At 61.9% G+C, this 15,178-nt stretch carries 15 protein-coding genes; 3 read left to right on the forward strand and 12 right to left on the reverse strand.

Annotated elements, in window-relative coordinates:
• The first annotated feature begins 118 nt into the window (after positions 1 to 118).
• Complete coding sequence (locus tag MHM97_RS21030) at positions 119 to 2,047, forward strand: MaoC/PaaZ C-terminal domain-containing protein (protein ID WP_239325291.1); 1,929 nt, start codon at positions 119 to 121, stop codon at positions 2,045 to 2,047.
• Positions 2,048 to 2,091: 44 nt separating this feature from the next.
• On the forward strand, positions 2,092 to 2,667 hold the full coding sequence (locus MHM97_RS21035) for a flavoprotein (protein WP_239325292.1): 576 nt from the start codon (positions 2,092 to 2,094) through the stop codon (positions 2,665 to 2,667).
• 264 nt (positions 2,668 to 2,931) lie between these two features.
• On the opposite strand, the gene MHM97_RS21040 is transcribed toward MHM97_RS21035, so the two are convergent.
• From MHM97_RS21040 to MHM97_RS21095, 12 genes are all read right to left on the reverse strand, one after another.
• Entirely contained in the window at positions 2,932 to 3,465 is a 534-nt protein-coding gene (locus tag MHM97_RS21040) for a DUF2938 domain-containing protein (RefSeq protein ID WP_239325295.1), read from the reverse strand.
• Between the two features lie 105 nt (positions 3,466 to 3,570).
• A complete protein-coding gene (locus MHM97_RS21045; RefSeq protein ID WP_239325297.1) occupies positions 3,571 to 4,866 on the reverse strand; it encodes a vanadium-dependent haloperoxidase in 1,296 nt (431 codons plus the stop codon).
• Positions 4,867 to 4,990: 124 nt separating this feature from the next.
• Positions 4,991 to 6,433 carry an SLC13 family permease gene (locus MHM97_RS21050; protein WP_239325299.1) on the reverse strand — a complete coding sequence of 481 codons (1,443 nt, stop codon included), beginning with the start codon at positions 6,431 to 6,433 and terminating at the stop codon, positions 4,991 to 4,993.
• Between the two features lie 231 nt (positions 6,434 to 6,664).
• Positions 6,665 to 7,207 carry a gamma-glutamylcyclotransferase gene (locus tag MHM97_RS21055; RefSeq protein WP_239325301.1) on the reverse strand — a complete coding sequence of 181 codons (543 nt, stop codon included), beginning with the start codon at positions 7,205 to 7,207 and terminating at the stop codon, positions 6,665 to 6,667.
• A gap of 30 nt (positions 7,208 to 7,237) precedes the next feature.
• A complete protein-coding gene (locus tag MHM97_RS21060; RefSeq protein WP_239325303.1) occupies positions 7,238 to 7,906 on the reverse strand; it encodes a M23 family metallopeptidase in 669 nt (222 codons plus the stop codon).
• Positions 7,896 to 8,462 carry a hypothetical protein gene (locus tag MHM97_RS21065; protein WP_239325305.1) on the reverse strand — a complete coding sequence of 189 codons (567 nt, stop codon included), beginning with the start codon at positions 8,460 to 8,462 and terminating at the stop codon, positions 7,896 to 7,898. Before MHM97_RS21065 ends, MHM97_RS21060 begins: the two co-directional genes overlap by 11 nt.
• Positions 8,463 to 8,503: 41 nt before the next feature.
• The gene (locus tag MHM97_RS21070; RefSeq protein WP_239325307.1) at positions 8,504 to 9,694 is read right to left on the reverse strand and encodes an acyl-CoA dehydrogenase family protein; all 1,191 of its coding nucleotides are present in this window, start codon (positions 9,692 to 9,694) and stop codon (positions 8,504 to 8,506) included.
• Positions 9,695 to 9,738: 44 nt separating this feature from the next.
• A complete protein-coding gene (locus MHM97_RS21075) occupies positions 9,739 to 10,155 on the reverse strand; it encodes an acyl-CoA thioesterase (protein WP_239325309.1) in 417 nt (138 codons plus the stop codon).
• On the reverse strand, positions 10,136 to 10,789 hold the full coding sequence (locus MHM97_RS21080) for a prephenate dehydratase (protein ID WP_239325311.1): 654 nt from the start codon (positions 10,787 to 10,789) through the stop codon (positions 10,136 to 10,138). The genes MHM97_RS21075 and MHM97_RS21080 overlap by 20 nt, the downstream gene beginning before the upstream one ends.
• 351 nt (positions 10,790 to 11,140) lie before the next feature.
• Positions 11,141 to 11,824 (reverse strand): glutathione S-transferase N-terminal domain-containing protein, encoded by a 684-nt coding sequence (locus tag MHM97_RS21085; protein WP_239325313.1) that lies wholly within the window; start codon positions 11,822 to 11,824, stop codon positions 11,141 to 11,143.
• Between the two features lie 253 nt (positions 11,825 to 12,077).
• Positions 12,078 to 12,995: a LysR family transcriptional regulator gene (locus MHM97_RS21090; RefSeq protein ID WP_239325315.1), complete on the reverse strand. Its 918-nt coding sequence runs from the start codon at positions 12,993 to 12,995 to the stop codon at positions 12,078 to 12,080.
• A 496-nt stretch (positions 12,996 to 13,491) separates the two neighbouring features.
• Positions 13,492 to 14,520: a LacI family DNA-binding transcriptional regulator gene (locus MHM97_RS21095; protein WP_239325317.1), complete on the reverse strand. Its 1,029-nt coding sequence runs from the start codon at positions 14,518 to 14,520 to the stop codon at positions 13,492 to 13,494.
• Between the two features lie 126 nt (positions 14,521 to 14,646).
• On the opposite strand from MHM97_RS21095, the gene MHM97_RS21100 reads away from it, so the two are divergent.
• A complete protein-coding gene (locus tag MHM97_RS21100; protein WP_239325319.1) occupies positions 14,647 to 15,153 on the forward strand; it encodes a gluconokinase in 507 nt (168 codons plus the stop codon).
• The last annotated feature ends 25 nt before the right edge of the window (positions 15,154 to 15,178 follow it).

Genomic DNA, 15,178 nt, shown 5'->3' on the forward strand with positions numbered 1-15,178 from the left:
TGAGGCTCTTAGTTGCCGCCCTCAGAAAACCTGAAGCGCGCCCTCCAATGAATCGATTGGTATTGCTGGCTGACTTCGCGCTCAATTCCAGCACCTGTGCATTGGAGTGGAGAGTGACATGGCTGATACCGCCGAAGCCAAGACCCTAACCCCCGCAGGTCGCGCTGCGACCGTTCCACAGGGGAGTCAGCTGGCCTTTGCGATCCAATCCGGCCCTCCAGACGACCCGATACAACGACCCGCCGCGCCACGGCCGGATCTGTCGGCCCTGCGCGCGCCCTACAATGACCGCCATGGCAACCTGCACCAGCAGATCGTGCAGTGTCGCAATGCCGGAGCCCATGTTCTGCGCGCCCAGAGCTTTGCAGAGCGCGCCCGTCTGCTTCGGGATCTGCACGCCGGACTGACCGCCCTGGCCGAGGCCGAAACGGCGCAATGTCGTGCGCATCCGTCTCATGAAGGCGATACGTTGCTCTCGGATCCGGGCTTCTTGCAAGGGCTCTCCCGGATGCGGCGGTTGGCCTCCATGGCCCTGCGCAGCCTGCCCGACCAGAAGATGATCGTCTGTGATCCCGCACGCCCCTGTGACCGTGGCGGCCCTCCCTGCCCGGATCGTCAGATGCGCATGCGGCTGAAACAACCCGGCAGCGGCCTTGCCGCGCATGTGGTGGCCAATGCGGCATCCTTTCCAAACCTGCTGGAACGGCTGAGCCTCGCCATTCTGGCCGGGCGCAGTGTTCTTCTCTGCGTGTCGGATACCGCGCAACAGGCCGCGCTTGGGCTGTGCCGTCTGCTCCGCGCCACCGGTGCGCTCCCCGACGGCGTCATGCATGTGGTGCCGGTGATCGAGGCAGAGACCCTGCTGCCGCATCTGGAACGGGGCGACGTGGTGACGCTCTGTGCCGAGCCCGGGCACACCGCCACCTTTCATGCCCACCCCAAGGTTCTGGAGGGCAGCGTGCGGTTGGGATCGTGTCAGGCAAGCTACGCGGCGCTGCTCCTTGCTCCCGAGTACGACCCCGATGCGCCTGCGTGGGACCTGTTCCTCCGGGCGGTGCAGGCGCTGCATCGCAACGCCTCCTTCGCGACCTGCGTTCTGGTGCCGAAATCCTTGGAGGAAAGCGCCACGGATCGGTTGCTGACCCTGTTTGACGAAGTCACCATCAGCCACGCGGAGCTGCCGACTACCCGGCCCTCTTCTGCGGCGTCGACCCGCCCCGGCAGCCCGCAGATTGCGGTGGTGCCCTATACCGACACCCGCTCGGCGCTGGAGATCCTGCGCACGTTTCCCGGCCGGCGCGATTTGACGGTTCTGTCGCGACAACACGGGTTTCTTGGCGATTTCCTCGCCACGCTGGCGCCCTGTCTGGACCAGATCAGCGTGGTCAGCCCGGAGATGGACACCGGCGCACCAGAGCTTGCCGAGGCGATGCCGGGCGGCAATGGCGCGGACGAGAACATCCTGTCCCTGCTGGACTTCTATCTCGAAGAAAGCGAAATCACCGGCCCCGCGACGCTGCTGACCGAAGTGTCGGGCACCTGGATCGAAGGGGTGCCCGTGCGCGAAGGCGAACATCCCTTCCGCAAACCGCTGTCGCGCTTGCGGGTCGGAGATCACCTGCGCAGCGCGGATCGCATTGTCAGCGCCGAGGACGTCGAGGCCTTTGGCCATCTGACCGGAGACCTGTTCTATGCCCATATGGACGAAACCGCCGCGCGCGCGCATCCGTTCTTTGACGGCAGAGTGGCGCACGGGCAATTCATCATGGCGCTGGCCAACGGGTTGTTTGTCGATCCCGAACCGGGGCCGGTGCTTGCCAATCTCGGGGCGAAGGACCTGCGGTTCCATGCCCCCGTCTACTTTGGCACATCGCTCTATGTGACGCTGACCTGCTGCACCATCGGCCCGGTGGGCAAAGGCGGCTCTGCCGAAGTGCAATGGGCCTGCCAGGTGCGGCGCAGTGACGACGACACCCGCGTCGCCCAATTCGACCTGCTCACACTTGTGGCAGCGCAATGGCCCCTGCCCGCCGCCCCGGCCGTCTAGTTTCCTCCCCCCCCCGGTGACCCTCCGTTAGAAAAGGACCTCGCATGACCACCAACGCCTCATCGCCCCACCCCCGCATCCTGATCGGCGCCTGCGGGTCGCTGGACCTGACGATGCTGCCGTTCTACCTGCGTGCGATAAAGGACAATATCGAATGCAGCCTGAGCCTGATGCTCACGCCAAACGCGGTGAAATTTGTCAACACCGACACGCTGGCGCTGCTGGTGGATCGCTTGATCCACGGCGATCATCCGCAGAACTGGAGCACCGACAAGCCGGGCCGGATCGCCGCAGAGCATGACCTGATGGCCGTGCTGCCCACCACCGCCAACACGTTGAGCGGCGTCGCGAACGGCTCCTCGCAAAACCGGCTGACCACGGTCATCCTCGCGGCAGAGTTTCCGGTCCTGTTCTTCCCGGTCATGGGCGGTCCGATGTGGGACAAGGCCTCCGTCCAGCGCAATGTGAGCCAGATCCGCGATGATGGTTATGAGGTTTTTCAGCCGGTCTGGCGCGAACACAACGACCCGCATATGCAAAAGATCCACGGGCATCATTCCCTGCCCGATCCTGCATCCGTTGTCGAAATCATCAAACATCGCCTGCCCGCAGGCGACTGAGGCCTCGGCCTCCCCGGTCCGTTTCAGGACTCCGTAAGCCGGGCCTCCCCGCCCGGCCGACTTCACGCCGCGAGGATCACCCCCTTGCGGCGTTTTTTAGCTCAGATACCGGGCACTGCTGCAAACTACGCTCTGATCGAGGGGGTGACCGAAGGAAGGGCACCGGCAACGCAGACCCGCCATGAACGATCACCCCGAACCAGTAAAAACCCCGCCCCAAGATCGGGGCGGGGTGCAACATGGACGCGCGGTGGGCAGGGCCGATCAGCCCGCCACATCCTTCAACTGAGGGCGGCCGGGCGGCAACAAAGTGGCTTGCAACCAGGCCGCCACATATAGCCCCACCCCAAAGGACAGATGCGACATCAGGCTCTTGAGTTGCGCAAAGGTGGGATCCGGACGGTTGCTTGCCATGACACCGGCGCCCATTGCCGGCTGCATTAGGAAGAAGGGAAACACAATTGTCCCCACACCGATCATCAGCGCGATAACCACGTTCGGCTGGCGCAACTGCCGCTGCCCGCCGACCCCGACATAGAATGCGGCAAAGATCACGCCGACCAGGTAATGTACCGCCCAGCCCAGCGTCGCTTCGCCCGTGATCGGGGCCGCCGCGCGAATACTGTCATGGCTGAAACTGCCCTGCGGCATATGGCCAAGCCATCGGCCAACCATGGCAAAGTTGCTCTGCGGTATGGCAAATAGCGCCTCGGCGATCACGGCCCAAACGTCCATGATTGCCGCAGCGCCCACGCCGACCAGTATCACACGAAATATCAGTTGAGCTGGTGTCATCATGATGGGGGTCACTCCCTGTCTCCGGCGCGCCGACCCAGCCTCGGCCGCGTGCGCGATAAATGATCGCCCGGCCCATGGTCGGACCGGGCTGGCTCTGGGGTGGTGCTATTGCAGGACCATGGTGCTGTCGAAGCCCTCACAAGCGTGCTGCGGAGCCGCATCGGCCTTGACCGGTTGCAGCGCGGTATGGGCGACATGGTGACCGATCTGATAGCCCAGCATGTCGCCGACCGCATTCGACCGGCGATAGTGCACACCGCCGATCAGGCGCGATTCAGATTCTTCCTCGGCAAATTGCTGGAGGCTGTCATAGTCCTTGCTCAGATTGGCCGCGCCCTCGAACCGGACCGGAAACGGCTCGGCCCCAAAGACGGAGGTCATGACTTCCAACGCGGCGCTGCCGCTGGTGCAGTGCTGGCAAGGGTATTCCGGATGCATCGGCGCGGGGATGCGCGATTCCCACGTCATGCCCGCCTCCAAATCCGGATGGGAATAGGTCGTGCCAAGCGCCTCGACCGCGGTCTGCGGCCGCCACAGCGCATAGCTGTACTTGGCGTTGAAACCGGCAATCAGCGCGTCCGTCAGCGCGACGTTCAGCAGGGCAAGCATACGGGTCTCTTCCAGCAGCGGCAGGGCGCAGGCGCGGCTGCTGTTGCGCGCCAGCTGGTTCCACGCGCCGGACCCCGACCCCGCGTGCAGCTTGGCGATCTCGATCTCTTCCGGCGTGGCGGGGCTGTCCTTGCCGCCGCGGGTCACCACTTCCAGCAGGCCCTGCTTATATTGTGCACTGTCGAGCGACGGCGGCGGCGGTACCCGGAAATGGGTTGCGGAGGTGAGCACGAAGGGTGTCATCTCCTTGATCTTTGGCGCCACCATCGCGCGCTCCGACGTGGGCTGATAGACACCGGCGTCCGCTTTGGCGGGCGTAAAATCGAGCGAGAAATCCGCGCCATCCTCAGCCCGGACAGCCAGGACCGCAGCCGCGGCGGCACTGCCAAGACGGCGCCCGGCTTCGCGCGCGGCCTCCTCACCGGCGGCATCAAAATAGGCCGCGGCCATCGCCTCGAATTCCTGCTGTTTCTCCGGCATCAGTTCCGACATCACCGACAGCGCCGCCTGCGCCACAGCGGCCTCTGCCGAAGCGGAGGTGTCAACCTCGCCTTCATAGGCATAGGGCGTGTAGAGCCCCTGGGTGGCATTGGCGGCATCGAACATCGCCAGATGCAGGATGGTCAGCGTGCGTTGCCGCTCGGCCCCCGTCCATTTGGCCTCGATCAGCAGGGGCGCAACGCTGTCCTGCAGATCCGACGCCATTTCCGCCCGGACCAGCGGCGCCGATGCGAGGGTCGCCACAGCGCTGCAAAACAGCAGAGTTTTAACTTTTTGGAATCCAGAGTTCATAATCTCACCTCAAAAGACACAGTTCCCAGCCGAGTGTGAAACGGCCCGATTGTTCGCACAAATCGAAACACCGGAGGTCTGACCCCGGCAAATCCGAAGCCTCCACGCGGCCGGGACATGCGCGTCAGATCTGGCCCAATACGGCCCACCACAGGAAATCCAGCGGCACCAGCAGGCAGAGGCTGATCGCAAACAGGGCGAGGCAAAACCGGATCACGGCACCGGCGCGCAGGTTGCCCGCCTGGATCGCCACCACCAGCGGCGGCGCCTGGAACGGCAGGAAAACATTGGAAAATGCCAGCACCTGCGTCATCAGCACCGTGCTCACCGGCAGGCCCGCAGCACTGGCCAGATCGCCGGCCATCGGGGTCATGACCGCAGGCACCCCCGGCAGGCTGGTCGCCATGGCCACCAGTGTCGACATGCCGGTCAGGACCGAGAGGTTCCACACCGGGGTGTCCGGCGACAGGTTGATCCAGTCCCCGGAGACCTGCACCAGCGCCTCTCCCAATCCGGCATGGCCGATCAGGGCCCCAAGCCCCATGATGCCCGCCACGAACAGCAGCGCACCGTAGCTGAGATCCTGGTTGATACATTTTGGTCCGGTCATCCTGAGGCTCGGCCACAGGCACAGCAGCGCCGCCGCAAGACCGATCCAGGCGGGCGAGATCCCGTGCCAGGCATCCGCCAGCCACAGCGCCAGACACAGGGCAAGGATCGCGATCAGCATCCCCTGTTCCCGGGTGACGGGCTCTGCCTCTTGCGCATCCAGATCCGTGCGGTTCGGCAACCGGTCCGGAAAGAATACCAGTGTCAGGCCGATGATCACCCCGGATTTCAGCAGCCCCAGAACCGGGAAATGCAGCAGGAGGTAGTCGAAATAGGAAAACTCCAGCCCATATTGCGCTTCGCTCATCCCGACGAGGATCATGTTGGGCGCATTGGCGGGCAGAATGGTAAAGGCCGGCGCAAAGGTGGCAAAACACGCGGCAACCAGCATACCCGTGCGCCCGTTGGAACGGGCCTCAAACCCAAGCTGGGCCGCCAGCGCCGAAATCACCGGGAGCAGGATCATGATGCGCCCGATCGAGGACGGCACCAGAAACGCCAGCGCCACGCTGCCCGCAACGATCCCGGCGAGGGTGCCGGTGTAGGTGCGGAACGGCAACCGGGTCAGCAGCCGCGCCACCTGCGAGTCGAGCCCGGTGAACTTGATCGCCGCGCCAAGCACAAGCCCGGCAAACAGCAGCCAGAAGGTCGAGGTTTCGAAACCCGAAAACACCGTCTCCGGCGGGGCGATCTGGGTCACCATCGCCACCAGGAAAAAGGCCAACGCGGTCCAATATTCCGGCATCACCGCCGTGGCCCAGAACCCCAGGCACACAACCGCGATCGCCGCCACCGGGGCCAGATCGGGCGAGAGATACCTATGCGCGGTGGTCCAGGCCAGGATACCGAGCATCACGATGATAAGGATCTTCCACACCGTTGCCGACAGGACCAAAGGCGGTTTGCCGATCGGGATGCTGGCGGACGACAGGGAGACCTGCTCTGCTTTCTTGCTCATGTCACGTTCAATCCAATGCTGAATATATCAAGCAATTCTGTGTCGAGCGTGACCGTGGAAATCCAATCGATTTATCCGAGATGAGGCCCCGGCAAACCAAATGTCTCTCGCGCGCAGTCTGATAAGATCCTGTAAGGTATACAAAAAGTCCCCCTGATGCTGCGCGGCATCAGGGGGACGACAGACCGTTTTCACGAAAATTCGATGGCGCTGCAGAAGCGATCATCCAGATCAGGTCAATTCCCGTTGCAGTTCCCGGACCTCATGTGCCAGCCGGTCCAGCATCGGATCGGCGATGCCCTGCGACGTCAGATGCTCGGCGGTGTTGAACAGATAATCGACGTTCGGGCCCCGCTCACCGGCGGCTGTCGCGATCATTCGGGCCTGTTGATCCGGGGTGAAATCCCCGTATTGCTCGTGATCGCGGTTCACCACATAGGTAAACGCCTGCACAACCCGCCCGTCCTGCAACCGCAGCGGGGCGATGATTTCACGATAGGCCGGATTGAACAGCTCCCGCGCGCGGATGGAGGCCATGACCGGTTCTTCCTCGGCGGGCGGGATGGCCAGTGCCACGCCCTCGCAATAGCTGGCGTCACCCGCATCCAGCGCCAGTACCAATCCGGGGTCCGCAAAGGTGCCGCGATAGCGCAGCGAGCGCAGACAGAACCGGCGATGCCAACCGTCCAGGCGCGCCACGACCTGTTCCTGCGGGACAAAGCCCGGATCCCAGATCAATGATCCATAGGCAAAGACCCAAATACATTCACTCATGTCGCCTCCAATCGGTTGCGGTCTTGGTGTTCAGTCCAGCTTTTCATAAGCGGCAACGAGACTGCTGTAGGGCGGCAGGAACAGCGCATGCACCTCCGCGCCGACCTGCACCGGCTGGCGAATGTCATAATGCAGATGGATGGGAATTTCGGTCAGCCAGCTGTTGCTGACGGTGCCGATGCGATCGCCCTGTTTCACACGATCCAGTGGCGCTACGGTGACGCTGTCCATATCCAGATGCACATAGCGGTGCAGGGCGCCATCCGGTGACTGCACGGTCACCGCAAACCGCCCGATGTGAGAGACCACCCCGTCGGTCGCGGCGACCGTCCAGTGGACACCTTTCTCGCAGGTTGCAGGCCGCAGATCCTGCCCGCTGTGACCGCCCGAGCTGCACACCGCAATGTCGCTGCGGCGAAACTCACAGAAGTTGTCCCGCCACGGATAGCTGTAGTTCACGGCATCGCAGGAATCCCCCTCCGGGCCTTTGGCCCCGCCGATCGAAAACGCGTGCGAATTGGCATAGGCCGGGCCGCTCTCCATCGGAAACCGCATATCCGGAAAGAACACCACCGGGCTCTTTACCCCTTCGCCGCTGTTCTCAAGCAGGTCACCCGGCGCGTGAAAATGGGTGTCGGCGAGGCCCTGGCTGGCAGCCAAGGCCACAAAGGCCGCCGCGGTCAGAGATTTACATGCCATTGGCTTGTCCTTTCACGACAAAGAGGGTTTCGGCCAGGCTGGTCAGATAGTCGGGTTCCGTACAGCGGGTGTCCGTGGTCGGCGCGTCGCAGGTGATGCGCAGGGTGTAGAAGGCCCCGAACCGCTCAAGGCTGTAATCGGCACCGGTGCCGATATTCTCATAGGCGGTGGGCTGATGATGCAGTGTCAGCGCATCCCCCGCCTGCAACACGGATTTTGAACCGGAAATCGACACCTGGATGTCCTCTTCGGCGTAGAACGCCGCATAAGCCGTCCCCTGACTGACAAAACCGGGGGTCGACAACTCTGCCGCACCGCCAAACAGCATCACCGGCAGCGCGGTGGGATCGGCGCTGGCGGGCAAGGCGAGAAACGCATCGGTAGCGGGTTTTTCCTGTTCGGCGGTCTGCACGGCGGCGGCCTCAGCGGCGGGCCAGTCGATACCACGCTCGACCAGTTTGGCCTGTAGCGGCTCTGCCGCAGTCAGGGCCCCTGCCCCGGCAAGCAGCGCGATAGCGCCTGCGCACCAGGGGCTTTTGGTAATGATTTTCAACATACTGATCTCCATTCTGTTCGGGTTCTCCACCCAATCCGCGCTCACGCGGTTTCCAGATTTCGGGACGCTTCCTTGGCCGGTTTCGCCGCCGGCCGGGCCTTGCGCATCATCTGGTTCATGATATTGCGCCGATGCATTTCCTCGGTGCCGCCCACGCTGCAAAAGGCCAGCGCGTCCCGCAGGAAGGTCGATACCTCGCCCTCGTGATAGCCCCGGCTGCCGTAGAGTTTGAGCAGATCCACGGCGCCCTCGGTGATCGCGCTGGCCCCCGCCAGCTTGGCGATCGAGCAGGTCATCACCGCATCGGGCGATTGCGTCAGCAACTGATGCAATGCGCCGTAGGACACCCATTTGGCGGTATCCGCGGCGATGCGCATATCGGTCAGCTTCTTCTGCACATACTGGTGATCCACGATCGGCTGACCAAAGGTCTGCCGGCTCTTGGCATAGGACAGCGCCTCGGTCAGCATCGGGTCACACAGCGTCGAAGCCACCAAACCGTAGTAGAGCCGCCCGAGCGAGACAAACCGCACCAGGTTGCGCAGCCCCTCCCCCGGCACGCCCAGGATATGGCCATAGTGCAGCGGCACATCCTCGAACGTCAGAGCGCCGGTCGGCAGGTCGAGGTTACCGAGTTTGCGATCCTGCGGGCCGATGGTCACGCCCTTGCTGTTCTGGTCCACCAGCACCAGCGAAATACCGTCACGCGCATGGCCTTCCAGTTTGCAGACCACCAGCGTGAAACTTGCCACCGGCGCATGGGCGATATTGTACTTCTGACCATTGAGCACAAATGTCTCGTTCGGACGCGGGCTCAGGAAGGTGGAACTGGCGCGCACATCGGTGCCGGTGTCGGGATCGGCGATCGCCGTGGCGCTCAGTTGGCCGCGCAGGATGCGCCGGAAATAGTCCGACTTCTGCGCCGGTGTTCCGAACAGATCCAGCGCATAGGCCATACCCGCCTGGGCGATCACCGACAGCAACAGGCCCGGCGTGCGGATGGTCGAGGCCAACCCCTCCAGCGCTGCGGTGAAATCCCACCAGTCGCACCCGCGTCCGCCATAATCCTTCGGCACGATCATATGCCACAGCCCGGCGCTGCCCAGTTGGTCCCAGGTTTGTTGATCAAAAGCCCGCCGACCCAGGTGCAGCTCATCCCGGTCGGTCCGGCTGCCAAGGGACGCAAATTCCGACCGGATCGCCAGCTGCTTTGATGTCCAACTCAAATCCATTTGCGCTCTCTCCTTCTTTGATCACGCCTTGCGAGCGAGCGAGATCAGCTCTCGCCCTGAAAGTTCGATACGCGGGTCTTGAAATCTTCGGGGATCGGGTAGGTGGACTGTTTTTCGTAGTCGAACATCACATGCACCGACAGCAGCTTGGCAACCACGCGCCCGTCGGCACTGCCGTGGCGGATCTCGTGCTCAATCTCGAAACTCTTGCCACCGAACTTGGACACGGTGCTCAGCACCACAACGGTGTCACCGTAATGCGCCTGACTGATGTATTCACAGGCGGTCTTGACCATGATGTGCGGCAGTTTCTGGTCCTTGGGCAGCTCCAGCAGCGCATGCATGTATTCCAGATAAGCCGACTGCATGTAGTCGTAGTAGATCGGGCTGCTGACGTGGCCCATGGAATCGGTATCGCGGTAGCGTACCTCGATGGCGGTCTCAAACGCGCGCTGTGTCATTGGGGGATACTCCTTTAGGGTTTGGTGCAGAAACTTCGAAAGTGGCGTCGCGACAGCCCGAGTGTTTCAACGGGCCATGGATGGTGAAGCCCATGGGGACCTGGCCAAAGGCCCGCAGCACGTGCAGGCCGTGTTTCTCGGCGGCAGCCAGAGTGGTGATGCAGCCATCGCCGCGCCCGGCCGCGACCTCGGCAGCGGCATGCGCGTTGCTGGCGGCGTAAATGCGCTTCATCTCGGGCGGTAGCAGTTTTTCGGGGGCAGGATGTGTCTGGCACAGGGTCGGCATCTCGCCGGTGACCGATGCCAGGACCATGTCATCGGTCATCATGATAAACACATCGAGAAGACCCAGATGCGCGATGTGCTCGTAGATGATCGAATGAAGCTGCGGATAGGCGACAACGCTGAGGAGTACGGAACAGCCGCAGGCCGCAACCTGTTCCGCCGCCTGTTCCATTGACCCGTGCAGGGCCAATTCGGCATTTCGGCATTTCAACGCGGCCCATTTCAACGCGGCTTTTTCACAATTCGTGCCCGCGGGTCCAAGCGTGTGAATTGCTCTTACCCAATCATAACTATCAGAGGCTTTCTTGCTATATCGATCATCAGGATCATCCATAAGCGCGACGTCCATTCAAGATTCCTCCAAATGGGATCACCAATTGACTCATCTACATTTCACTTGTCAGGCAAACATCTGCATCGGCCGATATTTGTCTGTTTTCAATTTATCGAACCGAGCCATTTATCGCGGCCCCTGATCACATATGATCGAATGATGCACTATGTCACAATTCGGAAAACTTGAGGGCTCCCATCAGCTTTGGTGACACGGGTTGCAAGCACCTGCCACAGCACAAAAAGCGCGCTCGCAACCGAGCGCGCCCAACCTCTTCCAAGCAGCTGATTTCAGCGATGTGTCGCGATCACCATCCCGGTTGAGCCCTGGGCACAGGGCCCCGGAACACAGACTGAAACGGGTGGCTTATGCTGCCAATCCGTCGCGCGCCGCGGCCCCGAACAGATCCTGACAACGCGAGAACCAACGCTGAACCGGATCATCCTTGTCCAACAGATCCCGGGCACCAACCACCCAGCACCATTGCAAGGTTCCAAACACAATATAGTCTGGAAACAGAGGTTTATCGCCGCAGATCCAGGGCTGCTTCTCCAGCGTCTTACGCAAGGGTACGAGCCTTTCGGTCAGAACCTCGCGTTCCGAATCGCCGCGTTCGGCCAGGGTTTCCAGTGAGACACCGAACCGCTCTTCGCGCTTGGCCCGAAAATACGCCTGATCCGATTCGCTCATCACGTTATACATATCCATCGCCACAATGACCGATAGCGGTGGATGCAGCATGGTCAGGCAATAGGTCTCAAAGAACCGCGCCATCCGGCGCCCTCCGTCACCTTCGAACAGACTTGGTGCATCCGGGTAGACCTCCTCCAGATACTCACAAATATCAAAACTATCGCCCAGCACCCGGTCTCCGTCCCGCAATACCGGGACGCTGTTAAATGCGCCGCCTTCGATTCCCTTTATCGTGGAAAAATCCACTGGTTCTATGGCAAAGTCCAATTGCTTGTGATGGAGCGCCATAATTACCTTCCACACATGTGGGGAGTAGCTTTCTCCTGCTTTTCCACATAAGCTATACAGAGTTCTCATACCGGCCTCCTGCGCCAAATCATAATTTCACATGATTTTGGTTTAACGCGAAACATATCCTGCGGCACAAGCAAAATTTCTGCCATTTTTCATTTTAACCCAACAACGCAGGTATTCATGAATTGAAGCGATGCGCAGATTTCATCTGTACCCCTCGCACCGGGCGCGCGACCAGGCTGGGGCACTCCCCCGCATCCACAGGTCGACGCACCCTCAGCGCCCGTGGCCCATCAGGACCCTGTGGGATGCGCGCCTAGGCGAGTTGAAGCGCTGGCGGCTCTGCCAAGGTCCCCGACTTCATCAAATCGGAGAACAAGGCGTTGACGGCATCAATGGCAGGGTCGTTGATACGCGATGACAGAAAGCCCGACATGATCCGCGCCGTCTTGCGCACCTCATGCAAGAGGGTGACATCCTCGGGTTTGGGAAACCCTTCCTCTGCATTGACATGAACCAGCCCGACACCGGCGCCACTGGCCACCAGCGTTCGGGTCACCGTCTCATCATCCACATTGATCACACGCTTGGGTTGTATGTCATGTTGCTCCATCAGCGCCTTGGCCCAGCGGCCGCAACAGCCATCCTGAGACGAGACAATCCAGACCATATCGGCGAGTTGCCCCCAATCAATCGCATTTCCCGCCTGGACCACCCCCACCGGCGCCGCCAGGTGAATGCTGAAACGTGAAACTTCCGTTAATGTCAGGTCCGGCATATCGCCCTCGGGCTCGGTGAAGAATCCCATGTCCAGTGTTTCGTTGCGCAGCCCGTCGATCACCTGCGCAGAGGTCAGATGCTTGAGCTCGATTTCCAGCTCGGGAAACCGCTCTGAAATCAGGTGCAGAAAGGAACTGACAAAACCGTTGCCAGAATGGCGTCCGGCCCCAAGCGCAAATTTTCCGACAATACTGCCTTTCAGGCGTGTCGCCTCTTGCAAAAACCGCTTGTGGCGCTCCAGGAGCTGGGTCGCCTCGCCCAACAGCCGCTCTCCATCGGGGGTTACGCTCATGCCGCGGGACGTGCGCTCGAACAGGGCCAACCCCAGCGCCATTTCGATTCCCTTGATCTGGGCGCTGACAGAGGGCTGACTGCGGCACAGGATGTCGGAGGCACGGGTGATGCTGCCTTCTTGGGCAACGGTAACAAAGACTCTTAGCTGTTGAATATCCAAAACTGTTCTCGTTCGTTTTTCACGCAAATACCCTTGATCGGTCCACGGGGTTGGCGGAGACGTTCGACCTGTTCAGCTCTGCGATGCGACCGTCCAGAGCGGACAGGCGCATGGCGTGGATGCTGATCCAGAACGTTGCACTTCACACCCCAGAATACAAGCTAAACGTGCATAGCCATTGCTGAGGACAGGCACTATTCTCACGTCAACGACAATAATTGTGCATGAGATGCCGCATTTGCACGGTTTGCCGACGGCGCGCGCCAGATCACGCGAAATAGCGAGGCCGGAGCGAACGCTGCGCCGCAGCAAGGGCTGCAGGGGATAAATGCATGCGCCACGGGGCGCGGCCCGCGCGGGGCGATTGCTCCGCTGAGGGCGGGTATGGCGCTCTCGGTGATCCGCGCTCCGCCCAACCAGATACAGAAAACCGACAGGCGTTAGGCGGATCAACAGCCTGCACCAGACCTTCGCCCCAGCCCTTGAAGGGTCGAACTCAGCCGATGTCGGCGCGCCTGGGCATGGTGCTTTGCCGCATCATCACCTCGTAGCCCAGATCGACCACGGCGGGGCCGGACCATGTGCCGTTCAGCTTTGCCAGCACAATTTCCAGCGCCATCTGCCCCATGTCGAACCGACGGGTCCGAACGCTGCTGAGAGCGGGATTCGCCGCCGACATCACTTCCAGATCATTGAATCCGCAAATCCCAAGCCGATCCGGGACGGACAGCCCGGCGCGCTGTGCTTGGAACAAGGCCCCAAGCGCGAGGTCATCGTTGTTGCAGAAGATCGCATCCACGTCCGGGGCCTGCGCCAGCAGCTGCTGCAACATCTCGGCACCTTTGGTGACCGATGACGCCTCGGGCGACGTCATCACGCGATCGGTGTGAAACACTCCGGCTGCCGTGGCTTCGGCGCGAAACCCGTCAAACCGGCGCCGGGTGCGCGGGTCCATCCGCGCGCCCAGAAACCCGGGCCGCCGGTAGCCCTGTGCCAGGAGATGCCGAGTCGCCGCCTGCGCCGCGTGAAAATGCGAAAACCCCACGCAGGCATCGACCGGGTTCTCCCCCGTCTCCATGATCTGCACCACCGGGCAGTCGAGGCTTTCCAACAGCGCACGGGCCGCTGCGCTCTGATCGAAGCCACTGACCACAAGACCGGCGGGTTTCTGGCTGGCAAACAGCCGCAGGGCGTTTTCCTCTGTCCGGGCGCAATAGCGGGTGTTGGCCAGCTGCACGTCATAATCCGAGGGCTCTGAGGCGGCGTAGATCCCTTTCAGCACTTCGGCAAAGACGCTGTTGGTGATCGACGGGATCAACACGCCGATGACATTCGACCGCCCCGTCGCCAGATGCCGCGCGGCGGGATTTGGCACATAGCCGAGTTCCGCCACCGCCGAATCGATCCGCTTGCGCACAGCCTCGGAAACCATGCCGGGGCGGCGCAGCGCCCGCGACACGGTGATCGCACTGACGCCGGCCAGCCGGGCCACGTCATCCAAAGTTATTCTTTTCTTTTCGGACATTGGCGGAATTTGTCTCCCTTTGAGAAATATCTTTCTTGACGAATGACAGCGCTGTCAACATCATGACAGCGCTGTCATTGAATGGTGGCGCTATCAGACGGCGATTTGCGAGGAGGCAGGCACGCAGTGCGACATATTCTGGTCATGGGCGTTTGCGGTGTGGGGAAATCCAGCGTCGCGGAGGCAATCGCCGCCGCGCTCGACGCACCCTACGTGGAGGCCGACAGCTTCCATTCGCCCGACAATGTGGCGCATATGCAGGCTGGCCGGCCGCTGACCGATGAGATGCGGCGCGACTGGCTGGAGGTCATCGGTGCGGAGCTGGCGCACCAGTCCCGGCCCGCGGTTCTGGCCTGTTCGGCGCTCAAGCAACGCTACCGTAACCTGCTGGCAGCACAGGCGGGCGAGATGACCATCATCCACCTGACCGGCGCGCGAGATCTGCTCGAACATCGGGTTGCGTCCCGTCCGGGCCATTTCATGCCCCCCAGCCTCGTCCAGAGCCAACTTGACGCGTTGGAGCCGCCGTCGGGGCCCCATGTCACAGAAATCGACGTCGCGCTGTCGCTGCCGCAGGTGGTGGCGCGGGCGCTCGACTTTGTCCGGAGCCGAGGAGGCGGCACCGGACGCTAAACCCAAACCTCACACAGGACACTCT

This window comes from Epibacterium sp. Ofav1-8, assembly GCF_022348185.1.
Lineage (GTDB): Bacteria > Pseudomonadota > Alphaproteobacteria > Rhodobacterales > Rhodobacteraceae > Epibacterium.

What these genes read in the sequence shown, in the direction of transcription:
- MHM97_RS21065 (WP_239325305.1), bottom strand. Translation starts at nt 8,462, where the DNA reads ATGTTGAAAATCATTACCAAAAGCCCCTGGTGCGCAGGCGCTATCGCG.
- MHM97_RS21050 (WP_239325299.1), bottom strand. Translation starts at nt 6,433, where the DNA reads ATGAGCAAGAAAGCAGAGCAGGTCTCCCTGTCGTCCGCCAGCATCCCG.
- MHM97_RS21060 (WP_239325303.1), bottom strand. Translation starts at nt 7,906, where the DNA reads ATGGCATGTAAATCTCTGACCGCGGCGGCCTTTGTGGCCTTGGCTGCC.
- MHM97_RS21040 (WP_239325295.1), bottom strand. Translation starts at nt 3,465, where the DNA reads ATGATGACACCAGCTCAACTGATATTTCGTGTGATACTGGTCGGCGTG.
- MHM97_RS21035 (WP_239325292.1), top strand. Translation starts at nt 2,092, where the DNA reads ATGACCACCAACGCCTCATCGCCCCACCCCCGCATCCTGATCGGCGCC.
- MHM97_RS21095 (WP_239325317.1), bottom strand. Translation starts at nt 14,520, where the DNA reads ATGTCCGAAAAGAAAAGAATAACTTTGGATGACGTGGCCCGGCTGGCC.
- MHM97_RS21075 (WP_239325309.1), bottom strand. Translation starts at nt 10,155, where the DNA reads ATGACACAGCGCGCGTTTGAGACCGCCATCGAGGTACGCTACCGCGAT.
- MHM97_RS21070 (WP_239325307.1), bottom strand. Translation starts at nt 9,694, where the DNA reads ATGGATTTGAGTTGGACATCAAAGCAGCTGGCGATCCGGTCGGAATTT.
- MHM97_RS21080 (WP_239325311.1), bottom strand. Translation starts at nt 10,789, where the DNA reads ATGGACGTCGCGCTTATGGATGATCCTGATGATCGATATAGCAAGAAA.
- MHM97_RS21045 (WP_239325297.1), bottom strand. Translation starts at nt 4,866, where the DNA reads ATGAACTCTGGATTCCAAAAAGTTAAAACTCTGCTGTTTTGCAGCGCT.
- MHM97_RS21030 (WP_239325291.1), top strand. Translation starts at nt 119, where the DNA reads ATGGCTGATACCGCCGAAGCCAAGACCCTAACCCCCGCAGGTCGCGCT.
- MHM97_RS21085 (WP_239325313.1), bottom strand. Translation starts at nt 11,824, where the DNA reads ATGAGAACTCTGTATAGCTTATGTGGAAAAGCAGGAGAAAGCTACTCC.
- MHM97_RS21055 (WP_239325301.1), bottom strand. Translation starts at nt 7,207, where the DNA reads ATGAGTGAATGTATTTGGGTCTTTGCCTATGGATCATTGATCTGGGAT.